The 20178-nt window shown below is 36.9% G+C and carries 23 protein-coding genes and 1 pseudogene; 10 read left to right on the forward strand and 14 right to left on the reverse strand.

Annotation, left to right across the window (positions count from 1 at the left end; translation table 11 throughout):
- Both BBH99_RS00005 and BBH99_RS00010 read right to left on the reverse strand, forming a co-directional pair.
- Positions 1-279 (reverse strand): annotated as a pseudogene (locus BBH99_RS00005) (DUF2306 domain-containing protein); the annotation flags it as partial.
- A 19-nt stretch (positions 280-298) separates the two neighbouring features.
- A complete protein-coding gene (locus BBH99_RS00010) occupies positions 299-1501 on the reverse strand; it encodes a BaiN/RdsA family NAD(P)/FAD-dependent oxidoreductase (protein WP_066690251.1) in 1203 nt (400 codons plus the stop codon).
- 115 nt (positions 1502-1616) lie between these two features.
- Here BBH99_RS00010 and BBH99_RS00015 point away from each other — a divergent pair, with 115 nt between their 5' ends.
- The 5 genes from BBH99_RS00015 to BBH99_RS00035 all read left to right on the forward strand — a co-directional run bounded on the left by BBH99_RS00015 (position 1617) and on the right by BBH99_RS00035 (position 6729).
- Positions 1617-2111: an acyl-CoA thioesterase gene (locus BBH99_RS00015; protein WP_066690256.1), complete on the forward strand. Its 495-nt coding sequence runs from the start codon at positions 1617-1619 to the stop codon at positions 2109-2111.
- A 91-nt stretch (positions 2112-2202) separates the two neighbouring features.
- Positions 2203-3264, forward strand: a complete 1062-nt coding sequence (gene thiL, locus BBH99_RS00020) for a thiamine-phosphate kinase (RefSeq protein WP_066690258.1) — start codon at positions 2203-2205, stop codon at positions 3262-3264.
- Positions 3265-3354: 90 nt separating this feature from the next.
- A complete protein-coding gene (locus tag BBH99_RS00025; RefSeq protein WP_066690261.1) occupies positions 3355-4167 on the forward strand; it encodes a helix-turn-helix domain-containing protein in 813 nt (270 codons plus the stop codon).
- A 175-nt stretch (positions 4168-4342) separates the two neighbouring features.
- Positions 4343-5551, forward strand: coding sequence for a multidrug effflux MFS transporter (locus BBH99_RS00030; protein ID WP_073300012.1), 1209 nt, complete (start codon positions 4343-4345; stop codon positions 5549-5551).
- 269 nt (positions 5552-5820) lie between these two features.
- Positions 5821-6729, forward strand: coding sequence for a DUF6268 family outer membrane beta-barrel protein (locus BBH99_RS00035; RefSeq protein ID WP_066690266.1), 909 nt, complete (start codon positions 5821-5823; stop codon positions 6727-6729).
- 85 nt (positions 6730-6814) lie between these two features.
- Here BBH99_RS00035 and BBH99_RS00040 read toward each other — a convergent pair whose 3' ends face one another.
- From BBH99_RS00040 to pepT, 7 genes are all read right to left on the reverse strand, one after another.
- Positions 6815-7549, reverse strand: a complete 735-nt coding sequence (locus BBH99_RS00040; RefSeq protein WP_066690270.1) for a LytR/AlgR family response regulator transcription factor — start codon at positions 7547-7549, stop codon at positions 6815-6817.
- Complete coding sequence (locus BBH99_RS00045) at positions 7530-8591, reverse strand: sensor histidine kinase (RefSeq protein WP_066690273.1); 1062 nt, start codon at positions 8589-8591, stop codon at positions 7530-7532. Before BBH99_RS00045 ends, BBH99_RS00040 begins: the two co-directional genes overlap by 20 nt.
- Before the next feature lie 79 nt (positions 8592-8670).
- On the reverse strand, positions 8671-9267 hold the full coding sequence (locus BBH99_RS00050; protein WP_066690276.1) for a porin family protein: 597 nt from the start codon (positions 9265-9267) through the stop codon (positions 8671-8673).
- 186 nt (positions 9268-9453) lie between these two features.
- A complete protein-coding gene (locus BBH99_RS00055; RefSeq protein ID WP_066690278.1) occupies positions 9454-10218 on the reverse strand; it encodes a T9SS type A sorting domain-containing protein in 765 nt (254 codons plus the stop codon).
- A gap of 169 nt (positions 10219-10387) precedes the next feature.
- Positions 10388-10627, reverse strand: a complete 240-nt coding sequence (locus BBH99_RS00060; RefSeq protein ID WP_123872924.1) for a hypothetical protein — start codon at positions 10625-10627, stop codon at positions 10388-10390.
- Positions 10628-10808: 181 nt separating this feature from the next.
- The gene (locus BBH99_RS00065; protein WP_066690283.1) at positions 10809-11375 is read right to left on the reverse strand and encodes an energy transducer TonB; all 567 of its coding nucleotides are present in this window, start codon (positions 11373-11375) and stop codon (positions 10809-10811) included.
- A gap of 4 nt (positions 11376-11379) precedes the next feature.
- The gene (gene pepT, locus BBH99_RS00070; RefSeq protein ID WP_066690606.1) at positions 11380-12627 is read right to left on the reverse strand and encodes a peptidase T; all 1248 of its coding nucleotides are present in this window, start codon (positions 12625-12627) and stop codon (positions 11380-11382) included.
- Positions 12628-12816: 189 nt separating this feature from the next.
- Here pepT and BBH99_RS00075 point away from each other — a divergent pair, with 189 nt between their 5' ends.
- The 3 genes from BBH99_RS00075 to BBH99_RS00085 all read left to right on the forward strand — a co-directional run bounded on the left by BBH99_RS00075 (position 12817) and on the right by BBH99_RS00085 (position 15579).
- Positions 12817-13665, forward strand: coding sequence for a hydroxymethylglutaryl-CoA lyase (locus BBH99_RS00075; RefSeq protein ID WP_066690285.1), 849 nt, complete (start codon positions 12817-12819; stop codon positions 13663-13665).
- Between the two features lie 63 nt (positions 13666-13728).
- A complete protein-coding gene (locus BBH99_RS00080) occupies positions 13729-14661 on the forward strand; it encodes a tetratricopeptide repeat protein (RefSeq protein WP_123872927.1) in 933 nt (310 codons plus the stop codon).
- 81 nt (positions 14662-14742) lie between these two features.
- Complete coding sequence (locus BBH99_RS00085) at positions 14743-15579, forward strand: sulfurtransferase (protein ID WP_066690287.1); 837 nt, start codon at positions 14743-14745, stop codon at positions 15577-15579.
- A 134-nt stretch (positions 15580-15713) separates the two neighbouring features.
- Here BBH99_RS00085 and BBH99_RS00090 read toward each other — a convergent pair whose 3' ends face one another.
- The gene (locus BBH99_RS00090) at positions 15714-16040 is read right to left on the reverse strand and encodes an SUF system Fe-S cluster assembly protein (protein ID WP_050021700.1); all 327 of its coding nucleotides are present in this window, start codon (positions 16038-16040) and stop codon (positions 15714-15716) included.
- Positions 16041-16043: 3 nt separating this feature from the next.
- Positions 16044-16745, reverse strand: a complete 702-nt coding sequence (locus BBH99_RS00095) for a 3'-5' exonuclease (RefSeq protein WP_066690608.1) — start codon at positions 16743-16745, stop codon at positions 16044-16046.
- Positions 16746-16827: 82 nt separating this feature from the next.
- Here BBH99_RS00095 and BBH99_RS00100 point away from each other — a divergent pair, with 82 nt between their 5' ends.
- Positions 16828-17598: a DUF4382 domain-containing protein gene (locus tag BBH99_RS00100; RefSeq protein WP_066690289.1), complete on the forward strand. Its 771-nt coding sequence runs from the start codon at positions 16828-16830 to the stop codon at positions 17596-17598.
- Between the two features lie 72 nt (positions 17599-17670).
- On the opposite strand, the gene BBH99_RS00105 is transcribed toward BBH99_RS00100, so the two are convergent.
- The 3 genes from BBH99_RS00105 to BBH99_RS00115 all read right to left on the reverse strand — a co-directional run bounded on the left by BBH99_RS00105 (position 17671) and on the right by BBH99_RS00115 (position 19040).
- Positions 17671-18018 (reverse strand): tRNA-binding protein, encoded by a 348-nt coding sequence (locus BBH99_RS00105; protein WP_066690291.1) that lies wholly within the window; start codon positions 18016-18018, stop codon positions 17671-17673.
- Positions 18015-18524, reverse strand: a complete 510-nt coding sequence (locus BBH99_RS00110) for a hypothetical protein (protein ID WP_066690296.1) — start codon at positions 18522-18524, stop codon at positions 18015-18017. The genes BBH99_RS00105 and BBH99_RS00110 overlap by 4 nt, the downstream gene beginning before the upstream one ends.
- Before the next feature lie 162 nt (positions 18525-18686).
- Positions 18687-19040, reverse strand: a complete 354-nt coding sequence (locus BBH99_RS00115) for a winged helix-turn-helix transcriptional regulator (protein WP_066690302.1) — start codon at positions 19038-19040, stop codon at positions 18687-18689.
- Between the two features lie 122 nt (positions 19041-19162).
- On the opposite strand from BBH99_RS00115, the gene BBH99_RS00120 reads away from it, so the two are divergent.
- Entirely contained in the window at positions 19163-20110 is a 948-nt protein-coding gene (locus BBH99_RS00120) for an NADP-dependent oxidoreductase (protein WP_066690305.1), read from the forward strand.
- Positions 20111-20178: the final 68 nt, after the last annotated feature.

Genomic DNA, 20178 nt, shown 5'->3' on the forward strand with positions numbered 1-20178 from the left:
TCCCATATTGCGATGAAAACTCTTCCATCCAAAGTCTTTACGAATGATGGCAAAAAATCCTGAAAGAAGCACAAAAATGCTTGTGTACACATGAGTGTAGAAGAAGTAAAGATATTCTGGTCTCTGTTCCACTTCAGTCTGCTTAATCATCAGAAAACTCACGTTGGGATTTACAGGAATATACTCAAGGGTAATATTGAGCATCAGCCAAAAGAAATAGGCAAACCCTATGATGAGAAGGATTTTGAAAAATTTGATATTTCTTTTAACTGAAAGCATTATTTTTATTCCAAATGATTTATAAGGAATTCAATTCCTGTGCAATCAGCCAGCCCTCACTCCAGCATGCCTGGAAATTAAAGCCACCTGTTACTGCATCTATATTCAATACTTCTCCGGCTATATAAAAGTTAGGAAGAAGTTTTGAAGACATGTTCTTAAAGTTAATTTCTTTTAAATCAACACCTCCGGCCGTAACGAACTCATCCTTGAAAGTTGATTTTCCGGTCACCTGAAGCTTCTTTTTACATAGGTTTTCCAGAATTTTCTGCATTTCTTTTCCTGAAATATTAGCGACCTGTTTGTTGAGGTCAACCTTTGAAATATCTAATATCTTTTGCCAGAACCTGTTCGTAATTTCAAAGATCTTAGATTGTCCGATAGTTTTTTTAGGATTGTTCTGTTTGAAGCTCTGGAATATTTCTTCTGCATCTTCCATGGCGACAGAAACAAAATTAACCTCAATTTCAAAGTTGTATTTAAGTTTGGCAAGGCTAATTGCTTCCCATGCTGAAATCTTCAGAACTGCAGGTCCGGAAAGCCCCCAATGTGTAATTAATAGCGGTCCGCTTTCTTCTGTTTTTAATTTAGGGATTGAAATTCCTGCGTTTTCAAAGCTTGTTCCCGGAAGGTCTTTTAAAAGTTCATCTTTAATATTAAACGTAAAAAGAGAAGGAACAAGGTCTACGATTTTATGCCCCAGATTTTCAATGATTTTTAAAGATTTAGGAGAACTTCCGGTAGTATATACGATATAATCCGCCTCAAAATCTCCGGAATTGGTTTTTACAAGATATTTTTCGCCCTGTTTTTCAATCTCCTTTACGCTGCATTTTGTTTGTACAACAACATTTTTCTTCTGGGTTTCATTCAAAAAGGTATTGATGATCGTTTGTGAAGAATTGCTTTCAGGAAACGTTCTGTTATCATTTTCTATTTTTAAAGGAACATTACGCTGATCGAACCATTCCATAGTATCTCCCGGCTGGAATTTGGTGAATACACTTAATAATTCCTTGTTTCCGCGGGGGTAGAATTGTACCAGTTCTCTTGGGTCAAAGCAGGCATGGGTAACATTACAGCGTCCGCCTCCGGAAATCTTAACTTTCTGAAGGACATCTGAGTTCTGCTCTAAAATGGTAATTTTATATTTCTTTTCGTCAAGGTTGGATGCGCAGAAAAAGCCTGCAGCACCACCTCCGATAATAATGATCTGTTTCATGTATATGTAATCCTATGCTGAAGATTATTTTTTCAAAAGTACAATTTTTATAAACCATCTTATTTGAGTATTTTTGAAGATTATAATTTTTTATTATACCCAAAACGATTTCAGTATGATTTTCTACCATAAATTTGAAGTGCGTTGGAGCGACCTTGATGCCAACAAACACTTAGCCAATTCATCCTATGTACAATATTGTGCGCAAGCCAGAATGGCTTTTATGACCAAAGAAAAAATGGGGGTTACCCAATTAAGCAGATGGGGGATTGGTCCTGTTATTTTGCATGAAAGATATTCTTTCTTCAAGGAAATCTATGCCGATCAAACGGTGATTGTAAGTGTAGAAATTGACGGATGTTCTGAAGATTCTTCCATCTATCGTTTCGTTCACAAATTCTATACTCCGGATGGAGTACACTGTGCTACTTCCGAAGCAACAGGAGTTTGGATCGATATGATGCTGAGAAAAATGACTACCCCGCCGGATGATGTGGTAGAAGCAATGAATAAATACAAAAGCCCGGAAACAGTGGTATTGTCAAAAGAAGACTTTAAAAAGCTTCCTTTCCATCCACACAATATTGATCCGGCAGAATTTACAAAGTAATTCAAAGTTTAATGTTCAAGGTTTAGTGTTATAACAGACTGTAGAGTCATATTACATTTTATACTGAGCACTGTACAAAAAAAGAAATTTTATGTTTGAAGATAAATCACAGGAGCTGACGCCCATCTCAAAACTAGGAGAATTTGGTCTTATTAAGCATTTGACGCAGTATTTTCCATTATCCAATGAGTCTTCGGAACTTGGAGTAGGAGATGATGCGGCAGTGATTAATCCTGATAATAAAAAAGTAGTTCTTACGACGGATGTTCTGGCAGAAGGAGTACACTTTAATTTAGGCTACGTTCCGTTGAAACATTTAGGCTACAAAGCGGTGGTCGTAAACCTAAGTGATATTGCTGCTATGAACGCTGTTCCTACACAAATTTTGGTCTCTTTGGCTGTTTCCAACCGTTTTCCGGTAGAAGCTCTTGAAGAAATTTATGCAGGAATCCAGGCAGCGTGTACAAGATATAAAGTAGATCTGATTGGCGGAGATACTACAAGCTCTAACTCAGGATTAGTAATGAGTATTACTGCTGTAGGAATTGAAGCTGATGAAAATATTGTCAAGAGAAGTGGAGCAAAACCGAATGATCTTCTTGTGGTAACAGGAGATTTAGGAGGAGCATATATGGGATTACAGGTTTTGGAAAGAGAACATGCCGTTTATCTTGCCAATCCGAATATGCAGCCGGAAATGGAAGGCTATGATTATATCCTGGAAAGACAATTGAAACCTGAAGCAAGAACAGACGTTAAAAAGATTTTGGAGGAGTTGGATATTAAACCAACTTCTATGATTGATATTTCTGATGGTCTTGCTTCTGAAATTCTTCATCTTTCTGATCAATCTAAGGTAGGATTCAGGCTGTATGAAGAAAAAGTACCTATGGATACCCTTACGATCTCTACGGCAGATGAAATGAATTTAAATCCTGTAATGACAGCCTTAAGCGGGGGTGAAGATTATGAATTACTGTTCACCATTTCACCAAATGATTTTGATAAAATTAAGAATCATCCGGATTTTACCATTATAGGACATGCGGTAGAAAAAGAAGAAGGAAACTTTATGGTGGCAAGAGGTTCTAATCAGTTAGTAGCTCTTACCGCTCAGGGATGGGATGCTTTTTTAGGAAACCAAAACGGATAAAATTTATTTAATTTTAAATATTGTAGAAAACCGCAGCACTTTTTTTGCTGTGGTTTTTGTTTGTGATCTAACTATTTTTAAAATGCAGTGATGAACATACCCGAAAAAGAAATACCGGTTCACCATCTTACGTCTGAAGAATTTCAGATGAGTACCCTGAGCGCAGCTGGCCCGGAAAATTTTCATGATGTGCACCGGCACAACTTTTTTGAAATTATCTGGTTCAGAGAAGTATATGAAAATAGCCATTTGGAACTGGATTTTGAAAGGTATAAAATTGAGAATAATCAAATCTGTATTATAGCTCCGGGACAGGCATTTAATATGAAAATAGAAGGTGAGGAAGGGTATGCAATGGCGATAAGCCGGGAAATTTTCAATGAAGCCTGTGATATAGAATCCGTACTCACAGGAGGAGAACTGCCGTTTTTTTTAGACCCTAAAAATGAAAAAACCTGCAGTACAATTCTGTCATTAATTGAACAGGAATATAAAGGGGCAGCCAGAACAGAACTCTTAAAGGCTTATCTGAAAGCATTTTGTATCATTATTGGAGAACAGATTAAGCCCCAGGAACCTCTACTGAATGACCGTCAGCGTATTCATGATCTGGTAGGACTCATTGAAAAATATTATATATCGCAGAGGGAAACGGGTTTCTATGCTGAGCAATTAAAGATAAGTACCCATCACCTTAATGATATTGTACGTCTTTTGAGAGGAACAACGGTAAAGAAAATGATTTCCCAGCGTCTTATCCTGGAAGCAAAAAGAGAACTCAGTTTTGGGGCACTTACGGTGAAAGAGATTGCTTTTAAGCTCGGTTTTAACGATGCTTCATATTTTTCAAGGTTTTTTAAGAAACATACCGGTCAAAACCCTGATTGTTTTAAGAATAGTTGAAAATAGAATCTTCAATATTTACAATGATAATGGGTTAAAATCAATGATTTTCGTATATTGTTGTAGTTGAATCCTCAATTTGTCCTATACTTCCTTCAGTTCTTTTATTGTAATCTTTTGCTTTTTAAGGCAATTTTGCACCCTGAAAAAAATCGCCTGTGAAGGCTTACAATTTATGAAGAAGTTAAGTATTGTAGTGTTTATTTTAGCGCTGCTCAACACGTTGGAATCTCTAAGTATAGATCTTTATCTTCCTGCTTTTCCAAGTATGGCCAAAATTTTTAATACTGATATCGGGCACATTCAAATCTCTATTTCGGTTTTCTTTGCCGGCTTTGCCATCGGACAGTTATTGTGGGGACCTTTATCTGACAAAACAGGTCGTAAACCGATGCTGTATTGCGGGCTTATTCTTTTTATTATAGGAGCAACGGCCATTTATTTTACCTCAGATATTTACGTTTTATGGGCGATGCGATTCTTGCAGGCATTCGGAGGAAGTGCTGGAATTGTAATCGGAAGAGCTATTATCATTGATCTTTATGATAAACAGAAATCCGTAACCATTTTTGCGCAGCAATCGCAGATTAGTGGGATTGCCCCCATTGTAGCTCCTTTAATGGGAAGTGTATTTCTGAAATATTGGGGCTGGAACAGCTCGTTTGCATTCCTGTGTATTATGGGATTGATTACCTTCTTTATGGTATACAAATATGTTCCGGAAACCAATACGAGAATCAGCCAGCCAGATCATGTACCAACCGATGAGAAAAGTTTAAAAGAGCAGCTGAAAATGATTGTTTCCAATAGGGAATTCATCAACAGTACAATGGTGGGAAGTATTGCTTTTGCGTCGTTGATTATCTATATTTCAAATGCTCCATTCTTATTTATGGAAATTCATGGCTTTTCCAGTGAGACTTTCAGTTTTATCTTTGCATTCAATTCATTAGCTTTAATTACAGCGGCTTATATCACACCTAGATTAATCCAGAGAATAAGCAATTCAACGCTTTTATTTGCAGCGACTTTAATCCTGTTGGTGGTATGTACCCTTCACATTTTTATAGCTGCAGGAAACCTTTCTATGGTATTAGAAATAGGGATGTTGTATCTATCTCTGTTAGCTATTGGAATATTATTCCCCCTTACTTCAGCACATGCATTATCTCCATTTAAAGAAGGAAGAGGTACTGCAGCAGCACTCTTAGGATTCACGCAGCTTATGGTAACCTTTTTAATGTCTGGTCTGCTGGGGCTTCTGGAAGCAGACTCTATTTTACCTATGGTGGCTACCCGTGCCGGAATGGCTTTGGTTGCCGTATGGTTTGGATATCAGATATACAAGGGTAAGAAAACTGTAATGCAGGAATCTGTAGCCTAAATAGTAAGGAAGCTGGAAGAGGGAAGTTATTGAAAGGTTGAGGAACAATAAAGTTTAAAATTGTTAATCTTCCTCATATTAGGGCTAAGTTTTATCCAGACTACAAGTTATAAAGCCATCTGCTGTTAACTTTCGGCTTCCCTCTTCTGACTTCCAGCTCGTTGAGCTTTATCCTTCCATTGTTTCTATTGGTCATACCATTCAGACACTTAATCAAGTAATTTTTGTAAAAAATAGCTAAAAGGTTCTCTTTGTATAAAATTTAAAATATGAAAAGAAACCTTTTGACGGCTTTTTGCTGTCTGCTGCCGTTAGGATATTGGGTAAATGCCCAGTCGGGAATCTCAGCTGAGCTTAAAACCGAGTATATTCCATCCTCTAATTATATCCGTCCGGAAGACAGTGTAAAGACGAATTCCAAAAGTGATTTTAAAAGGGTAGACCTTAACTTAAGTATTCCATTATCTGTAAAAAAAGATCAAGAAGGTAAGGTAAAGGCGTGGTCTATGTTGCTGAGTGGATCTTATGCAAAAATGTCACACAAGAATTATGAAACTCCGTTATTTCCGGATCAAATGCTGAACGCCCAGGTCGGATTGCAGCATGTAAGACCTCTGGGAAAGAAGTGGAGTATGATGATGATGGCTTCAGTGGGAGTATACACAGATATGGAAAAAATAAGTTTTGATGATGTCCTGGGGCAGGGAGGGATCGTATTTATCAGACATTTTAATCATAACCTTGCATTGGGAGCGGGCCCTGTGCTTACTACAGCATTTGGAGTTCCAATGGTTCTGCCATGGATCTATTTCGACTGGAAAACCAATGGAAAGGTGAAATTCAGAATTAATTTCCCGGAAGGTGCAGAAGTTGGCTATCAGTTTTCAGATGCATTTACTTTAAAAGCAGTAGTGAACCTTAACGGAATGACTGTGGAAAGGAATAAAAATGGAGAATCTATCATGTTTGGTTATCAGCAGATTACAGCAGGTCTCCGACCGGAAATAAAGATCAATGATAAACTGAGTATAGGAGTCACGGGAGGATCTACTTTGGTGAGAAGTTTTACGGAAAGTGAAAGAAAGATCAAAAGCATTTTTAAAGAGAAAAATATTGCAGATCCTAAATTTTCAAGCACCTTCTACGCTGCTGTATCCTTACGCTGGAATCTGCCTTAAAATATGAGAAAAACAGGCCGGAATGTCTTTATTTGATCAATTTTTTAATGTGAATAATTCCCCCAACATCTTCCGGCTTTCTCTTTTATTTACTAATCAGCTTCTTATACACCACCTGATTGAGCAATTCTTCCTTTCGGGTACGGGAAATAGGAAGCTCTGTTTTATTGATAAACAAGCGGCCTCCCGAAATCATATCAATATGAATGATATTGATTAAAAACGATTTATGGATTCTGAAAAAATGTTCGGACGGCAGCGATTCTTCAATGGCTTTCATCGTCTGATGAATGACCAGGGATTTATCCTTAAAATGCAGCTTGGTATAGTTCTGCATGCTTTCAATATATAAAATATCCACCCAGGAAACTTTGATAAAGGTATCAGATTGCCTTACATACAAAAATGGATCATCCAAAGGGGTATTTTTCTTTAATTTTTCATTGATGATAAATTGCTGCTGTGCTTTATTTACTGCCTGATAAAAACGGTTAAAGGCAATAGGCTTTAAAAGATAATCCACTACCTGAAGCCGGAATCCTTCCAATGCGTATTCAGAATAGGCGGTTGTAAAAATACATAATGGAGGGTTTTCAAGCTGTTCCAGGAAATCAATGCCATTCAGATAAGGCATATTAATATCCAGGAAAAGAAGGTCTATTTCGCTTTCCTTTACCTTGGCATCTGCTTCCAAAGCTGTAGCACAGGTCCCTTCCACCGATAAAAAATCAATCTGGTCTGCCAGTTCCTTAAGATGAAACCTTGCCAGGGGTTCGTCATCTACAATCAGGCATTTCATTTTAGGAATAGTATTGCTCATTTTCAGACAGTTTTAAGGTTAAAGTTACTTTAAATACAAGATTATCGGATTCAATTTTAAGATCATAGGCATTAGGATACTGCAATTTCAGGCGTTTCTTTACATTCTGCAGCCCAATACCTCCGTCTTTCTTCTTATGGACTGCCATTTCCGAATATGAATTCTCAACATAAAAAAAGAGATTGTTGTTTTCTTCTTTACAGAAAATCTTCACATAGCCGGTTTGCCCGGGAAGTCTGCACACGTATTTGAATGCATTTTCAATAAAAGGAACCAATAAAAGAGGGGCAATGAGAGCTTTTGTACTATCAATTTTCAGGGTTGCATCTACATTAAGCTCATTTCCCCATCTCAGTTTTTCTACTTCCACCAGATTTTGGAGATATTCAACTTCTTTGTCAAGAGGAACCAGATTCTGGTTGCAATGGTAGAGTTGATATCTTAGAATATCCGAAAATTTCATTAATAAAAAATCAGCCAGCTGAGTATCTGTTTTGATGAGAATATGGATGTGGTTCAGAATATTAAAGACCAGATGCGGATTTATTTGATCCTGAAGCAGTTTAAGCTGGTTTTCCAGATGAGCCTGCTGGAGAAGGATATGGTCCCGTTCTATTTTTTCATGTTCCAGATAAAACTTAATGCCACAGGTAGCAACGCTTATCATAAAAGCAGCAGGAATAGCCATATAAAATCCTTGCCATAAAATAGGTAAATGATCGTAGAAGCTGGGAGGTAAATCAACTGTAGGAGCAACCTGAAGGTAAGTGAAAATGAAGGAATAAACAACACTCATTATTAAAATATTCACGACAGCCTGTACCAGGAAAATCTTCATTTTTTTTGTCCTTAAGGCTTTGGGAAGAAGCTTTTGAGCAAGATGATAGGTGAAAATAAAAGAGGTTATTACAATAGCAATAGTTTGAAGCACAGCAATCAGCCGATCCGTATTGACCTGAAAGTTAATCCATATTACAACGGCAAAAATACACCAGAAGCTGAGGTAGAATATATATTCTTTGAAAATAGGAGGTTTTGTCATGGGTGGTCTGAAGAGAGTTTACAAAAAATTAGAAACTGCAGGTTCACAGTTTCTAATTGGTCAAAGATAATTCAAGTTTTTAGAATAAGAAATAACCTACTCCAAGGCTAAAGCTGTGGGGTTTGGATTTAAATTCCTTACTGATGTTGGATAGCCCTCGTTCATATCTGAAATCGATGGTGAGATTTTTATAATCCACTCCTATTCCTCCTGTAATTCCGATATTGGACTTATCAAACTTATTAAAACCCTCCTGCAGTGATTCGGAAACCGATAACTTATTGTTAAAAGCATAGCTGTACACGCCGCCAGCAAATGCTCTTACATTGAAATCATCGTATTTAATGAGTTTATATCCAATCACTACAGGAATATCAATGGCATTCCATGTCAGCTTTGCAGATCCTTTGTCTTTTGCTTCGTAAGAGGTTTTTCTTTTGTTGAATAAAGCTTCTCCTTGTACATACAGGCTTCCAATATCGAATCTTGCCATTGCCCCTGCCTGATAGCCGAAGCCGTATTTCCCTTCCAAGGAAGAAGACTCCGTTGAGGTTTTTGTAAAATTTGCTCCACCCTTAATTCCGAGGTGAAGAGCCTGGGTTTGCTGAGCCTGGGTATCCATAGAGCAAGTAATGCATAATAACAAAGAGCTGAATGCGAAAAATTGTTGTTTCATAATTTTATTACTGTTATAAATTTGATGCAAAACAACAAATCCGGAAGGCGGTATGAAATTTTATTTGATGAACGGTCATAGAGTTTTGATGAGCTGTAGATATCGCTGCTTTATATTTTGCTGTATCTGTTAAAAGAAAAATCCCACTTCAAGGGAAGTGGGAGGTCATCAAGATGAAGAAAAGAGTTAGTTCTTGATAAACTTGGCGTTTTGATCTCCGATTTTATACAAGTAAACTCCTGCCTGAAGAGATTCTACATCAAGGGAGATGCTTTTCTCTCCCCAACCAAAGCTTTTATGAAGCACCATTTTTCCGGAAGCATCATAAACCTGAACATGGTTTCCTCCGTTTCCGAGATTCGTAATAGTCAAAATTTTGTTGGCAGGAATGGGAAAAGCTGAAAGTTTATTTTTGTTTTGTGTTTGAATTTCTAAAGTGGTTAAGGTAGAAGTAGGCAGCGTATATACTTCTGTAACCGTATTAGTTCCTGAATTTTTTGAAATCACAAATTTGTTCTGATTAGATACAGCATCATGGAAGATCTGATAGAGAGGCTGATAATCATTTCCAAATTGTTTGATGATATTTCCATCTTCATTAATGATAAGCATCAAGCGCTGTCCATTCTGATTATTGATAAACGTTAGGATGAATTCTAATTGGTCATCCGTATTAAAAATACGTTTGGAAATGGGGTAGCCTTCTTTAAGCAATTCAGGAATATAAGTATAGGTACCAGGGATATTAGGTACCAGGGTTTTATACAATGTATGATTGGCATTGTAGATGTCAAAAGTATTGTTTTCCTTACCAATCAGATAATGAGAGGTGTTATTGTCTGAGTAAACATCCCAATGACTGCCATCTGAGGTGTAAGAGTGTTCAAGGTTCATTTGATCAAATGCATAATTTACTGCTATAAAGGCCATTGAAAAAAGAATTTTTTTCATAAGTGATTGTTATTTAAATGAATTTGATACAAAAAAACAGATCTGAAAGATGGGCGGGAATTTTATTTGATGAACGGTAAAAATGCTATGATAAGAATACGTTTTCGGATGAAAATAAAAACGGAAGCCATTATTATAGCCTCCGGTAGATTGATGTTTGATTGAAATTTTAATAAGGTTGTTCCGTGCAGTCGTTCGGAGGAATGCATCCGACTCCGCCGCCAGTTCCTCCACCGCCTCCGCCAACAGCAATGCATTGCCCCGGGGTTCCGTCTTCATACATTTCACAGGCTTTTCCCCATGAGCACTGGCAGTCATTCTGGCAATTATAGGAATCTCCTCCCATATGGCAATTGTCTATTCCGCTACCAAGAATCGTTGAAAGATCTTTTCTCAAAAGTTTTTTCATTTTTTTCATGATGTAATTTGATGTTAAAAATTAATAGTTTTATTAAGCTGTCATGAGTAAATATAATGAAAAAATAAATTGGTTTTGAATTTAACTGTCCGTGGATGAGTGAAATATGAGATTGGGGAGTATGTTGGAAGAGATAAAAAAATAAACCCACTGTGAAGTGGGTTTATCATATTTATTTTTTAAATGTAAGAATTAAGGGAACAGATACCGTTGATGATACTGGTTTCCCATTGCTTTCTGCAGGTTTCCACTTTCCTTTTTCTTTAATACGGTAAAAGGCAGCTTCAATGAATGCATTTACATCTTCATTATTTCCTTTAGCCTGAGCATCCAGGGCATTTCCCTTGGAGTCTACTACAAAATTTAATGTAGCTTTATAAGAATCCGAAGCATAGTTTAAGAAATCAAGATCAACGGCTCCATACAATAATTTTTGAAAAGCTGCTTTTCCGGCTTCGTATTCCGCTTCTTTAGTCAGTTTAGTTTTGACAGGTGGGTCATTTGCTAAGGCTTTCTTATCGTCTTCAGAAATTTTCTCAAGAGCATTTTTATAAGATGTTATTTTATCTTCCGTAAGAAGCCACTCTAGCTTAGTTCTCAGATCATTAGGCTTAGGGTATTTATTATACAATGATGCCTTTTTTCTTTCATATTTGGAATCAGCCTTCTGAAATGCAGATACCTGAGCATTTCCGAAAGCAAAAGATACGATGAATGCTAATGCTAAGAGTTTTTTCATCTTATTAAGCTTTTACAATATTAATAATCACTTCTGTTGCTTTCTCCATACTTTCCAATGCTACATATTCATATGGCCCGTGGAAGTTGATTCCTCCTGCGAAGATATTCGGGCAAGGAAGTCCCATGTAAGAAAGCTGAGCCCCATCTGTACCCCCTCTGATGGCCTTGATCTTAGGTTCAATACCTGCTTCAGTCATTGCTTTAGCTGCAAGGTCTACAATGTGCATTTTACCTTCAAACTGCTGCTTCATGTTTCTGTATTGCTCCTTGATCTCTACTTCTGCTGTTCCTTCACCATGTTTTTGGTTAAATTCCGCTACTTTTTCTTCCAGGAATTTCTTTCTTGCTTCAAATTTATCAGCATCGTGATCACGGATGATGTATTGAAGCTTTGCCTCAGAAATATCAGCCGTAATATCCATTAAATGATAGAATCCTTCAAAACCTTTAGTGGTTGCAGGTGTTTCATTAGCCGGTAAAGTCTGAGCGAATTCGGCAGCCAGTAAAGCCGCATTAATCATTTTACCATAAGCATATCCCGGGTGTACACTTAATCCGTGGATTTTCACTACCGCTCCGGCAGCGTTAAAGTTCTCATATTCAAGTTCTCCAACTTCTCCTCCGTCCATTGTATAGGCCCATTCTGCACCAAATTTAGCTACATCAAACTTATGTGCACCTCTTCCAATTTCTTCATCAGGCGTAAATCCTACAGCAATTCTTCCATGTTTAATTTCAGGATGAGCAATAAGATATTCAGCAGCGGTTACAATTTCTGCACAACCCGCCTTGTCATCAGCTCCAAGAAGAGTATTTCCGTCAGTAGTAATTAACGTCTGACCGATATATTTTTTTAAGCTTTCAAATCTTGATGGAGATAAGGTGAATCCTGTAGTCTGGTTCAACAGAAGGTCATTTCCATCGTAATTTTCCCAAACCTGAGGGTTTACATTTTCCCCGCTGAAATCCGGTGACGTATCATAGTGTGAAATGAATCCAATCGTTGGTTTATCATCATTTTCAAGGTTAGACGGAACATAGCCCATAATATAACCGTGCTCATCAATTGAAACATCTTCTAAACCGATAGTTTTCAGCTCTTCAGTAATGTAGTTGGCAATATTCCACTGGCGTTCGGTAGAAGGAGTGGTCTCGCTCTCAGGATCACTGGTTGAATATATTTTTACATAACTAAGAAAACGGTTCAGTAATTTCTCTTTCCATAACGGATTGAATTCTATTGTACTCATCAGATTTATCATAAATTTTAACAAAGTTAGCAAATTTGATGCTCAGAATACATTATTTGCGACCGAATATCAGTTATTGAAATTATAAATGGGATATAAAACTTTGAAAATCAAAATAATGTTAGATTTGTATGTACAGTATACTAAGTAGTTTAGTTTTATTATATTTGAGAAAATCAAAAAGTAAAAATGTTTCTTACCGAATGTCCTAGAGATGCAATGCAGGGATGGGGAGAGTTTATCCCTACTGATAAAAAGATAGATTATATCAACTCCTTAATGGATGTTGGCTTTGATGTGCTGGATTGCCTGAGCTTTGTTTCTCCAAAAGCAATTCCCCAGATGGCAGATTCTGATGAGGTGGCTGAAAATATTGATAAATCGCGTTCCAAAACTAAAGTTTCCGCAATCATTGGAAACTATAGAGGTGCTGAAAAAGCATTAAAACATCAGTCTGTAGATATTCTGGGTTTCCCTTTCTCTATTTCTGAAACATTTCAGCACAGAAATACTAATAAGAGTCAGGAAGAAGCTTTTGATGAGATCATTAAAATGCTTGAGCTGGTAAAAAGTGAAGGAAAGCAGCTGAATATCTATTTCTCTATGGCTTTTGGAAATCCGTATGGTGAAATGTGGAAATGGGAAGATGTGGATCAATGGGCACAAAGATTCTCTGATATCGGGGTGAAAGACATTCTTCTTTCTGATACGACGGGAGTGGCAACGCCGGAAACTATTGCTCTTTTATTCGAAAAAATTCCTTCAAAATATCCTGAAATTAACTTCGGGGGACACTTTCATAACCGTTATGAAGAATCCTATTCAAAACTAAAAGCAGCTTATGACCAAGGGTGCAGAAGATTCGACAGTGCTATCAAAGGAATCGGTGGCTGTCCTATGGCTAAAGATGATCTGGTAGGAAATATGCCTACAGAACAGGTGATCAACTTTATGAGCGTTGAAAAAGCAGAACACAAGCTGAATCTTTTAAACTTTGAAAGTTCTTATAATAAAGCAAAGGATATTTTTCATTTTTAAAATATGAAACATTTCTATATTTCAACATTTCTATTTTGTTCTTCTATAGTTTTCTCACAAAAAGTGGAAAAGCTATTTGGTGAAGAAAAATATAAAGAAATTATTGCTTTGGAGAATGAAAGTGTAAATTTTACAGGCGAAGAATTATATCAATTAGGTTTTGCCTTCTTTAGGGAAGAAAATGATGATAAAGCCATTGAATACTATGATAAAGCATTGAATAAAGGTTATACCAAACCTCATATCTTTTTTTACAGGGGCCTTTCTGAAATGTATATGAAAAAATATAATGAGGCTTTGAAGGATATAGATAAGGCAATTTCTGAAGCTCCTTTGGCTGAATTTTATTATGAAAAAATAAGAATATATAAGATTAATAAAGATATTGTAAGCGAAGAAAAGACATTTTTGGAAGCATTGAGTAAAGCAGAGCAAAAAGATGATTGGTATAAAAAGATTATAGGAATTGCAGGGAACTACTATTATGTAGAGAAAAAGGATTATACAAAATCTGAGGAAATATATAAAGATGGAATCGCTGAGTTTCCTAAGGAATATAGCTTCTACACAAAACTGATAAAGACTTTAAATGCTGCCAATAAATTTTCCGAAGCCAATCAGTATTTTGATAAAATAAAAGTATTTTATGATAACAAAGAGCTGCCGGAAGAGGATATGAAGTTTAAAAATCTTAGTGTTGATGAATTTGCATGGAAAAATCAATTTGTAAACGTTCATAGATATTTTGATAAGCCAAAAGAAATGTTGGATGCCTTATATGTTGTGTATCTGATTGATGAGAAAGGAGAGAAGGTGGAACGTAAATTTAAGATTGAGAAAACTATACAAATTGAGAAAAAGGATCCTGAGTTTGTTATATGTGAAGAGATAAATGATGGACATAGAACTTTCCCGATAGGATTCAAAAATGATAGTTTTACCCTTAGTAGTTTAAGAAGTGAAATCATAAGAATTTTGAATAAAGAGATTAAATAAGATTCACTTTAAGTAGTTTCATTATACTCAGATATAATTATCCTAGCCAATATTCTAGCATTAAAATAAAAAATCAACAATATGTCTCCAATAATTTCACCCTCCGGTTTAAAGAATCTCCTAATAGAACACCTAGTCATTCTTGATGCAAGAACCGGAAAAGAGGCAAGGCAAAACTATCTGGAAAAGCATATTAAAGGTGCAAAATTTATTGATCTGGATAAAGATCTGGCCGAAATAGGAGAAGATGCTGCCTTTGGAGGAAGGCATCCGCTTCCAACTCCTGAAAAATTTGCAGAAACACTTTCCAATCTTGGGATTGCTGAAAACTCTCATATTGTTGTATATGATGATAAGAATGGATCGAATGCAGCAGCCAGAGCCTGGTGGATGTTAAGAGCCTTTGGATTTGAAAATGTACAGGTTCTTGATGGCGGAATACAGGCTGCAGAAAAAAATAATATGGAGTTTGCATCAGGAGAAGAGATATTTGAAAAAGCACCATTAAATAAAAAAGAGAATTGGCTTCTTCCTGTTTCAAGCCTTGAAGATGTTGAAAATGAATTAAAAAGCAATTCTTCTACCGTCATTGATGTAAGAGATGCTTACCGATACAAAGGAGAGTCTGAGCCTATTGATCTGGTTGCCGGGCATATTCCAGGTGCCATCAATATTCCTTTTTCTGAAAACCTGGATGAAAACGGATTGTTCCTGAGCCCTGAAGTTCTGAAAGAAAAATATAGCCAATTACTGGAAAATACACCAGAAAACCTGATTATTCATTGTGGTTCAGGGGTAACAGCATGTCATACGATTTTAGCATTAGCTCATGCTGGATTTAAAATTCCAAATCTTTATGTGGGCTCATGGAGTGAGTGGAGCAGGAGAGAGGGAAAAGAAATTGCAAAAGAAGCTTAAAATAACCTGCTGGGTTTTAATGATACAAAGAAAGGATGTCAGCGTATGACATCCTTTTTATATTTTCAAGTTTCATATCACTTTTTAGTTCATTCTAGTAATATGAATTATATTTGAATAGAATATACTTATAATTATAGCATTCCCAGTTCAAATTTCGCTTCTTCACTCATCATATCCTTATTCCAGCTTGGTTCAAAGGTAAGCTCCAGGTCAACACTTTTTACATGCTCTACTTCTCCTACTTTATCTTTTACTTCCTGAGGCAGGGTTTCAGCTACCGGGCAGTTAGGAGTGGTAAGGGTCATTATAATTTTTACGTCAGCATCATCGGAGATCTGTACATCATAAATTAGCCCTAATTCGTAAATATCTACCGGAATTTCGGGGTCATATACGGTTTTTAGCACGCTGATGATTTCTTCACCAATGTCTGCAATTTGATCGTCTGTAAATTTCATTTTTTAATCTAGATTGATATTCCTTTTCAACAAATCTTCCTGACGCATACGCCGGAAAATATTTGCCAAAGTTAAGACATCTTTTTCACAATAGTCAACAATTCGCTGCAAGTCTTTTTCTATGTAGTAAATTGATGAAACCATTGAGCCGTCAATATCATCCTTTGGAGTGGGAATACCAAAGACATGGGCCAGTAATTCCAATGATACAAAACTTTTATAATCCCCGAATTTCCATAGCTCCATAGTGTCTATATGAGGAATCTCCCAGGGCTTCTTTCCAAACATCTGAAATGGAGCAGGAGGCTGCATTCCGTTGATAAGATATCTTCGGGCAATCCATGGGAAATCAAATTCTTTTCCGTTATGGGCACAGAGAATTACATTATAAAGCCTTGGACTGTTGAAAATCTCTCCAAATTCCTGAAGCATCCTCTTTTCATCATGCCCGGAGAAGCTTTTGATCTTTAGGGTTTCATTCTTCTCCACCATTCCGATGGTGATGCAGATGATCTTTCCGAATTCTGCCATGATTCCTGCACGCTCATAAAATTCTGCTGCCGAAACATCTTCCTTTCGCTGGAATTTTGTTTTTTTGTCCCAAAGATGCTGATCAGTTTCCGATAAATCGTCCCAGGATGCTGCCTGCGGAACGGTTTCAATATCAAGGAATAAGACTTTTTCTAATGGTATGTTCTGTATCATTTTCTGTTTTTTTAAGGCTGAAATATAAAACATAATAAAGTAATTCTCCAAACCGTTTTAAGAGTACATAAAATTTATTCTTATGAAAAAGTTATTCATCATGGGAAGTGGTATTTCATTATTATTTATGGGGTCATGTAATGATTCTGATGATAAGGGTACCGCCACAGTTAATGTAAGGCTTACAGATGGCCCAGCGGCTTATAGCGCTGTGAATATTGATATTCAAAAAATTGAAATCGGCGTTAATGGAGAGTGGGTCTCACTTAATTTCCCTAAACCAGGGGTTTATAATCTTCTTGATTTTAAAAACGGGACAGATGTGGTTTTAGGACAGGCTATACTTCCGGAGGGAAATGTTTCTCAAATGAGGATGGTACTTGGCCCTAATAACACTTTAGTTTCAAACGGGGTAACATATCCGTTGCAAACTCCGTCTGGCCAGCAAAGCGGGCTGAAATTTAACTGGCATCAAACTTTGGCTGGCAATGGAGCCTATACCGTATGGATAGATTTTGATGCCGGACGATCTATTGTAAAAACAGGAAATGGATCTTATATTTTAAAACCCGTTATCAGAACCTTTTCTGAATTGACAAACGGACAGATTAAAGGTTATGTACAGCCTCAAGCATCAAAGGCTGTTGTACATGCTATTACCGCAACAGATACTTTAGCGACTGCAATTCCTAATCCGGATGGGTTTTTTATGTTTTCAGGGCTTCCACAAGGGAATTATACAGTTTCTTATGATGCGGACAATAGTACCGGTTATGTAGACGAAAACACAGGAAATGTAACAGTAGTTTTCGGACAGGTTACTAATCTAGGAACCAAAACATTACATCAATAGTGATCGAATAAACAGTTAATAATAAACCTTATGGGAGTTCAGTGCCTATAAGGTTTTTTTATGCGAATTAACCTAACCGACCTGCATCCCATTTTTGGTGGGTAGTGAAGGCGTTAAAAGTGTAACATCTTTTTTGTCTTCTCCATATAATCCTAAAACCAAACATTCGCTGAAGAAGTTGGCAATCTGTTTTTTAGGGAAGTTGACCACAGCTAAAATCTGTTTTCCTATCAAATCTTCTTTCTGATAAAGAGAAGTGATCTGCGCGGATGATTTTCTGATTCCCAGGTCACCAAAATCAATTTCCAGCTGATAAGACGGATTTCTTGCCTTTTCAAAATCATGTACAGAAATAATTGTTCCGCATCTGATATCTATTTTTTCAAAATCTGCCCAGGTTATGTCTGGTTTTACGTTCATGGTAATGTGTTAATTAAATGTTCTACTTCTGTTTTCTGTTCTGCATATTTTTGTTGTAATTCTGAGCCTTCACCCATTCTTTTATAATATTCCAGGGCTTTTCCGCCGAAGAATTTTTTATGAAAGTCGGAAACGTCAGGAACCTGTGGAAAAACTTTATGAAACAACATTTCATAATAAGCCTGAAATTCTCTTTCATTTTTGTCTTCAATCACCTGGCCTGGGGCTTTTTGTCTTACATGAAGCATTTCGTGGGCTACCATATTCAAGACAAGGTTCAGGTCAAAATCAAATAAATTTCTGGGAATCATTACAGTTTGAGGTCCACCAAGTTCTCCTTCAGCAGTAAGAAGCATCGAAGTGGGAGAAAGCTCTTCCCTGAATCCAAAGCCTGCAAAATTCTCATGCTCCAGATTAAATGAATGAATCAGATATTTGGCGGCATCCAGAATCTGGTTGTGTTCCTTATAGGCTTCAAGGTGTAGATTAACCTGCTCGAAATTCATTTGAAATATGTTTTATAACAAATGTATTAAAAAGTATGTTTTGGAGAGTAACATTGTCAAAAAAACAGAGATTTTTTGTTGATTAAACTCTTCTCTTTAATTGTATCCTTCCAAATCAAGGAATCTGTTTCTAAATCAGAAATGAGACAGTTTTTTTTAAAATCAAGCTTCATCTTTTACGTTCTCTTTTTCTATCTGAGCCTCTCCCCATTGTTTCAGGTAATCAATAAAAGGGATCAGTTCAAGGCCTGTCTCGGTTAAAGAATATTCCACTTTTGGAGGAACCTCATGATAAACTTCTCGGTGTACAAGTCCGTCATCTTCCAGTTCCCGTACTGTTTGCGTAAGCATCTTGGGCGTGATATCCGACAGTGATTTTCGCAGTTCACCATAACGCATCACATTTTTGGTATGAAGGTACCATAAAATCCGGCCCTTATACTTTCCGCCAATGCGTTTGAAAGCATAATCAACAGGGCAGGATGGCTCATTGGTCACTTTTTTTACTTTTAACATTTTTTTAATGTATTGATGATCAATAATAGTATGTTTTAGGTGTGTAGGTTACAAAAAAGTACATACTTGCTGTAAAGATACGATCGGATTACATTTGTCCCATAATTTTAAAACATAAAAATATGAAAGCTGTTATTATAAACGAAGCAGGAAGTGTAGAAAATCTTCAGTTCACAGAAATTGAAAGACCAACAATAGGTGAGGATGAGGTTCTGGTAAAAGTGATGTCGGTAAGTATCAATCCGGTTGATGTTAAAGCAAGAGCATACGAAGGCGTTTTAAACTGGATCTTTGAAGAGAACCGACCTGTTATTTTAGGCTGGGACATTTCAGGAGAAGTCGTGGAAACCGGAAAGAATGTAATAGATTTTAAAGCAGGCGATGAGGTATTTGGAATGGTGAACTTCTTTGGAAACGGAAGTACCTACGCAGAATATGTTGCCGCTCCGGCAGGTCATTTGGTATTAAAACCTAAAAACATTACTCATCCAGAGGCTGCGGCAGCCTCAATGGCAGCAATTACCGCATACCAGGCATTGGTAGATGTTGCTCACATTAAAAAAGGACATAAAGTAGTCATTCATGCTGCTTCAGGAGGAGTGGGGCATTTTGCCGTTCAGATTGCCAAACACTTCGGGGCTTATGTGATAGGTACTTCTTCAGCTAAAAACAGGGATTTTGTCCTTTCATTGGGCGCTGATGAACATATCGATTATACTACCGAAAACTTTAAAGATAAAGTTCAGGATGCTGATATTGTGATAGACACCATCCAGAGTGAAACTTTACTGAATTCTGTAGATATTGTACATGAAGGTGGAATCATTGTAACCCTTCCATCACCGGAAATCCCTGAAGAAGTGAAAGATAAGGCCAGTCAGAAGGAGGTAAGTATTGAGTTTATGATGGTTGAATCCAAGAAAGAAACCATAAAAGCAATTGCAGATTTATTGGATGCAGGAAATCTGAAGCCTGCTGTTTATAAAACATTTCCTTTTGAAGACATCAGAAAAGCACATCTTGAAGTGGAGACCAATCGTGTAGCTGGAAAAGTGGTGGTAACCCTATAAAAAACAGGACCGGAAACTGCTTTCTGGTCCTGTTAAACAAGATTAAGTGTAAAATTTAACCCTTAAAA

The organism is Chryseobacterium contaminans, from assembly GCF_001684955.1.
Taxonomy (GTDB): Bacteria; Bacteroidota; Bacteroidia; order Flavobacteriales; family Weeksellaceae; genus Chryseobacterium; species Chryseobacterium contaminans.

What these genes read in the sequence shown, in the direction of transcription:
- BBH99_RS00100 (WP_066690289.1), top strand. Translation starts at nt 16,828, where the DNA reads ATGAAAAAGTTATTCATCATGGGAAGTGGTATTTCATTATTATTTATG.
- BBH99_RS00010 (WP_066690251.1), bottom strand. Translation starts at nt 1,501, where the DNA reads ATGAAACAGATCATTATTATCGGAGGTGGTGCTGCAGGCTTTTTCTGC.
- BBH99_RS00120 (WP_066690305.1), top strand. Translation starts at nt 19,163, where the DNA reads ATGAAAGCTGTTATTATAAACGAAGCAGGAAGTGTAGAAAATCTTCAG.
- BBH99_RS00095 (WP_066690608.1), bottom strand. Translation starts at nt 16,745, where the DNA reads ATGATACAGAACATACCATTAGAAAAAGTCTTATTCCTTGATATTGAA.
- BBH99_RS00090 (WP_050021700.1), bottom strand. Translation starts at nt 16,040, where the DNA reads ATGAAATTTACAGACGATCAAATTGCAGACATTGGTGAAGAAATCATC.
- BBH99_RS00075 (WP_066690285.1), top strand. Translation starts at nt 12,817, where the DNA reads ATGTTTCTTACCGAATGTCCTAGAGATGCAATGCAGGGATGGGGAGAG.
- BBH99_RS00105 (WP_066690291.1), bottom strand. Translation starts at nt 18,018, where the DNA reads ATGAACGTAAAACCAGACATAACCTGGGCAGATTTTGAAAAAATAGAT.
- BBH99_RS00035 (WP_066690266.1), top strand. Translation starts at nt 5,821, where the DNA reads ATGAAAAGAAACCTTTTGACGGCTTTTTGCTGTCTGCTGCCGTTAGGA.
- pepT (WP_066690606.1), bottom strand. Translation starts at nt 12,627, where the DNA reads ATGAGTACAATAGAATTCAATCCGTTATGGAAAGAGAAATTACTGAAC.
- BBH99_RS00055 (WP_066690278.1), bottom strand. Translation starts at nt 10,218, where the DNA reads ATGAAAAAAATTCTTTTTTCAATGGCCTTTATAGCAGTAAATTATGCA.
- BBH99_RS00110 (WP_066690296.1), bottom strand. Translation starts at nt 18,524, where the DNA reads ATGAATTTCGAGCAGGTTAATCTACACCTTGAAGCCTATAAGGAACAC.
- BBH99_RS00065 (WP_066690283.1), bottom strand. Translation starts at nt 11,375, where the DNA reads ATGAAAAAACTCTTAGCATTAGCATTCATCGTATCTTTTGCTTTCGGA.
- thiL (WP_066690258.1), top strand. Translation starts at nt 2,203, where the DNA reads ATGTTTGAAGATAAATCACAGGAGCTGACGCCCATCTCAAAACTAGGA.
- BBH99_RS00060 (WP_123872924.1), bottom strand. Translation starts at nt 10,627, where the DNA reads ATGAAAAAACTTTTGAGAAAAGATCTTTCAACGATTCTTGGTAGCGGA.
- BBH99_RS00085 (WP_066690287.1), top strand. Translation starts at nt 14,743, where the DNA reads ATGTCTCCAATAATTTCACCCTCCGGTTTAAAGAATCTCCTAATAGAA.
- BBH99_RS00025 (WP_066690261.1), top strand. Translation starts at nt 3,355, where the DNA reads ATGAACATACCCGAAAAAGAAATACCGGTTCACCATCTTACGTCTGAA.
- BBH99_RS00015 (WP_066690256.1), top strand. Translation starts at nt 1,617, where the DNA reads ATGATTTTCTACCATAAATTTGAAGTGCGTTGGAGCGACCTTGATGCC.
- BBH99_RS00115 (WP_066690302.1), bottom strand. Translation starts at nt 19,040, where the DNA reads ATGTTAAAAGTAAAAAAAGTGACCAATGAGCCATCCTGCCCTGTTGAT.
- BBH99_RS00030 (WP_073300012.1), top strand. Translation starts at nt 4,343, where the DNA reads ATGAAGAAGTTAAGTATTGTAGTGTTTATTTTAGCGCTGCTCAACACG.
- BBH99_RS00040 (WP_066690270.1), bottom strand. Translation starts at nt 7,549, where the DNA reads ATGAGCAATACTATTCCTAAAATGAAATGCCTGATTGTAGATGACGAA.
- BBH99_RS00050 (WP_066690276.1), bottom strand. Translation starts at nt 9,267, where the DNA reads ATGAAACAACAATTTTTCGCATTCAGCTCTTTGTTATTATGCATTACT.
- BBH99_RS00045 (WP_066690273.1), bottom strand. Translation starts at nt 8,591, where the DNA reads ATGACAAAACCTCCTATTTTCAAAGAATATATATTCTACCTCAGCTTC.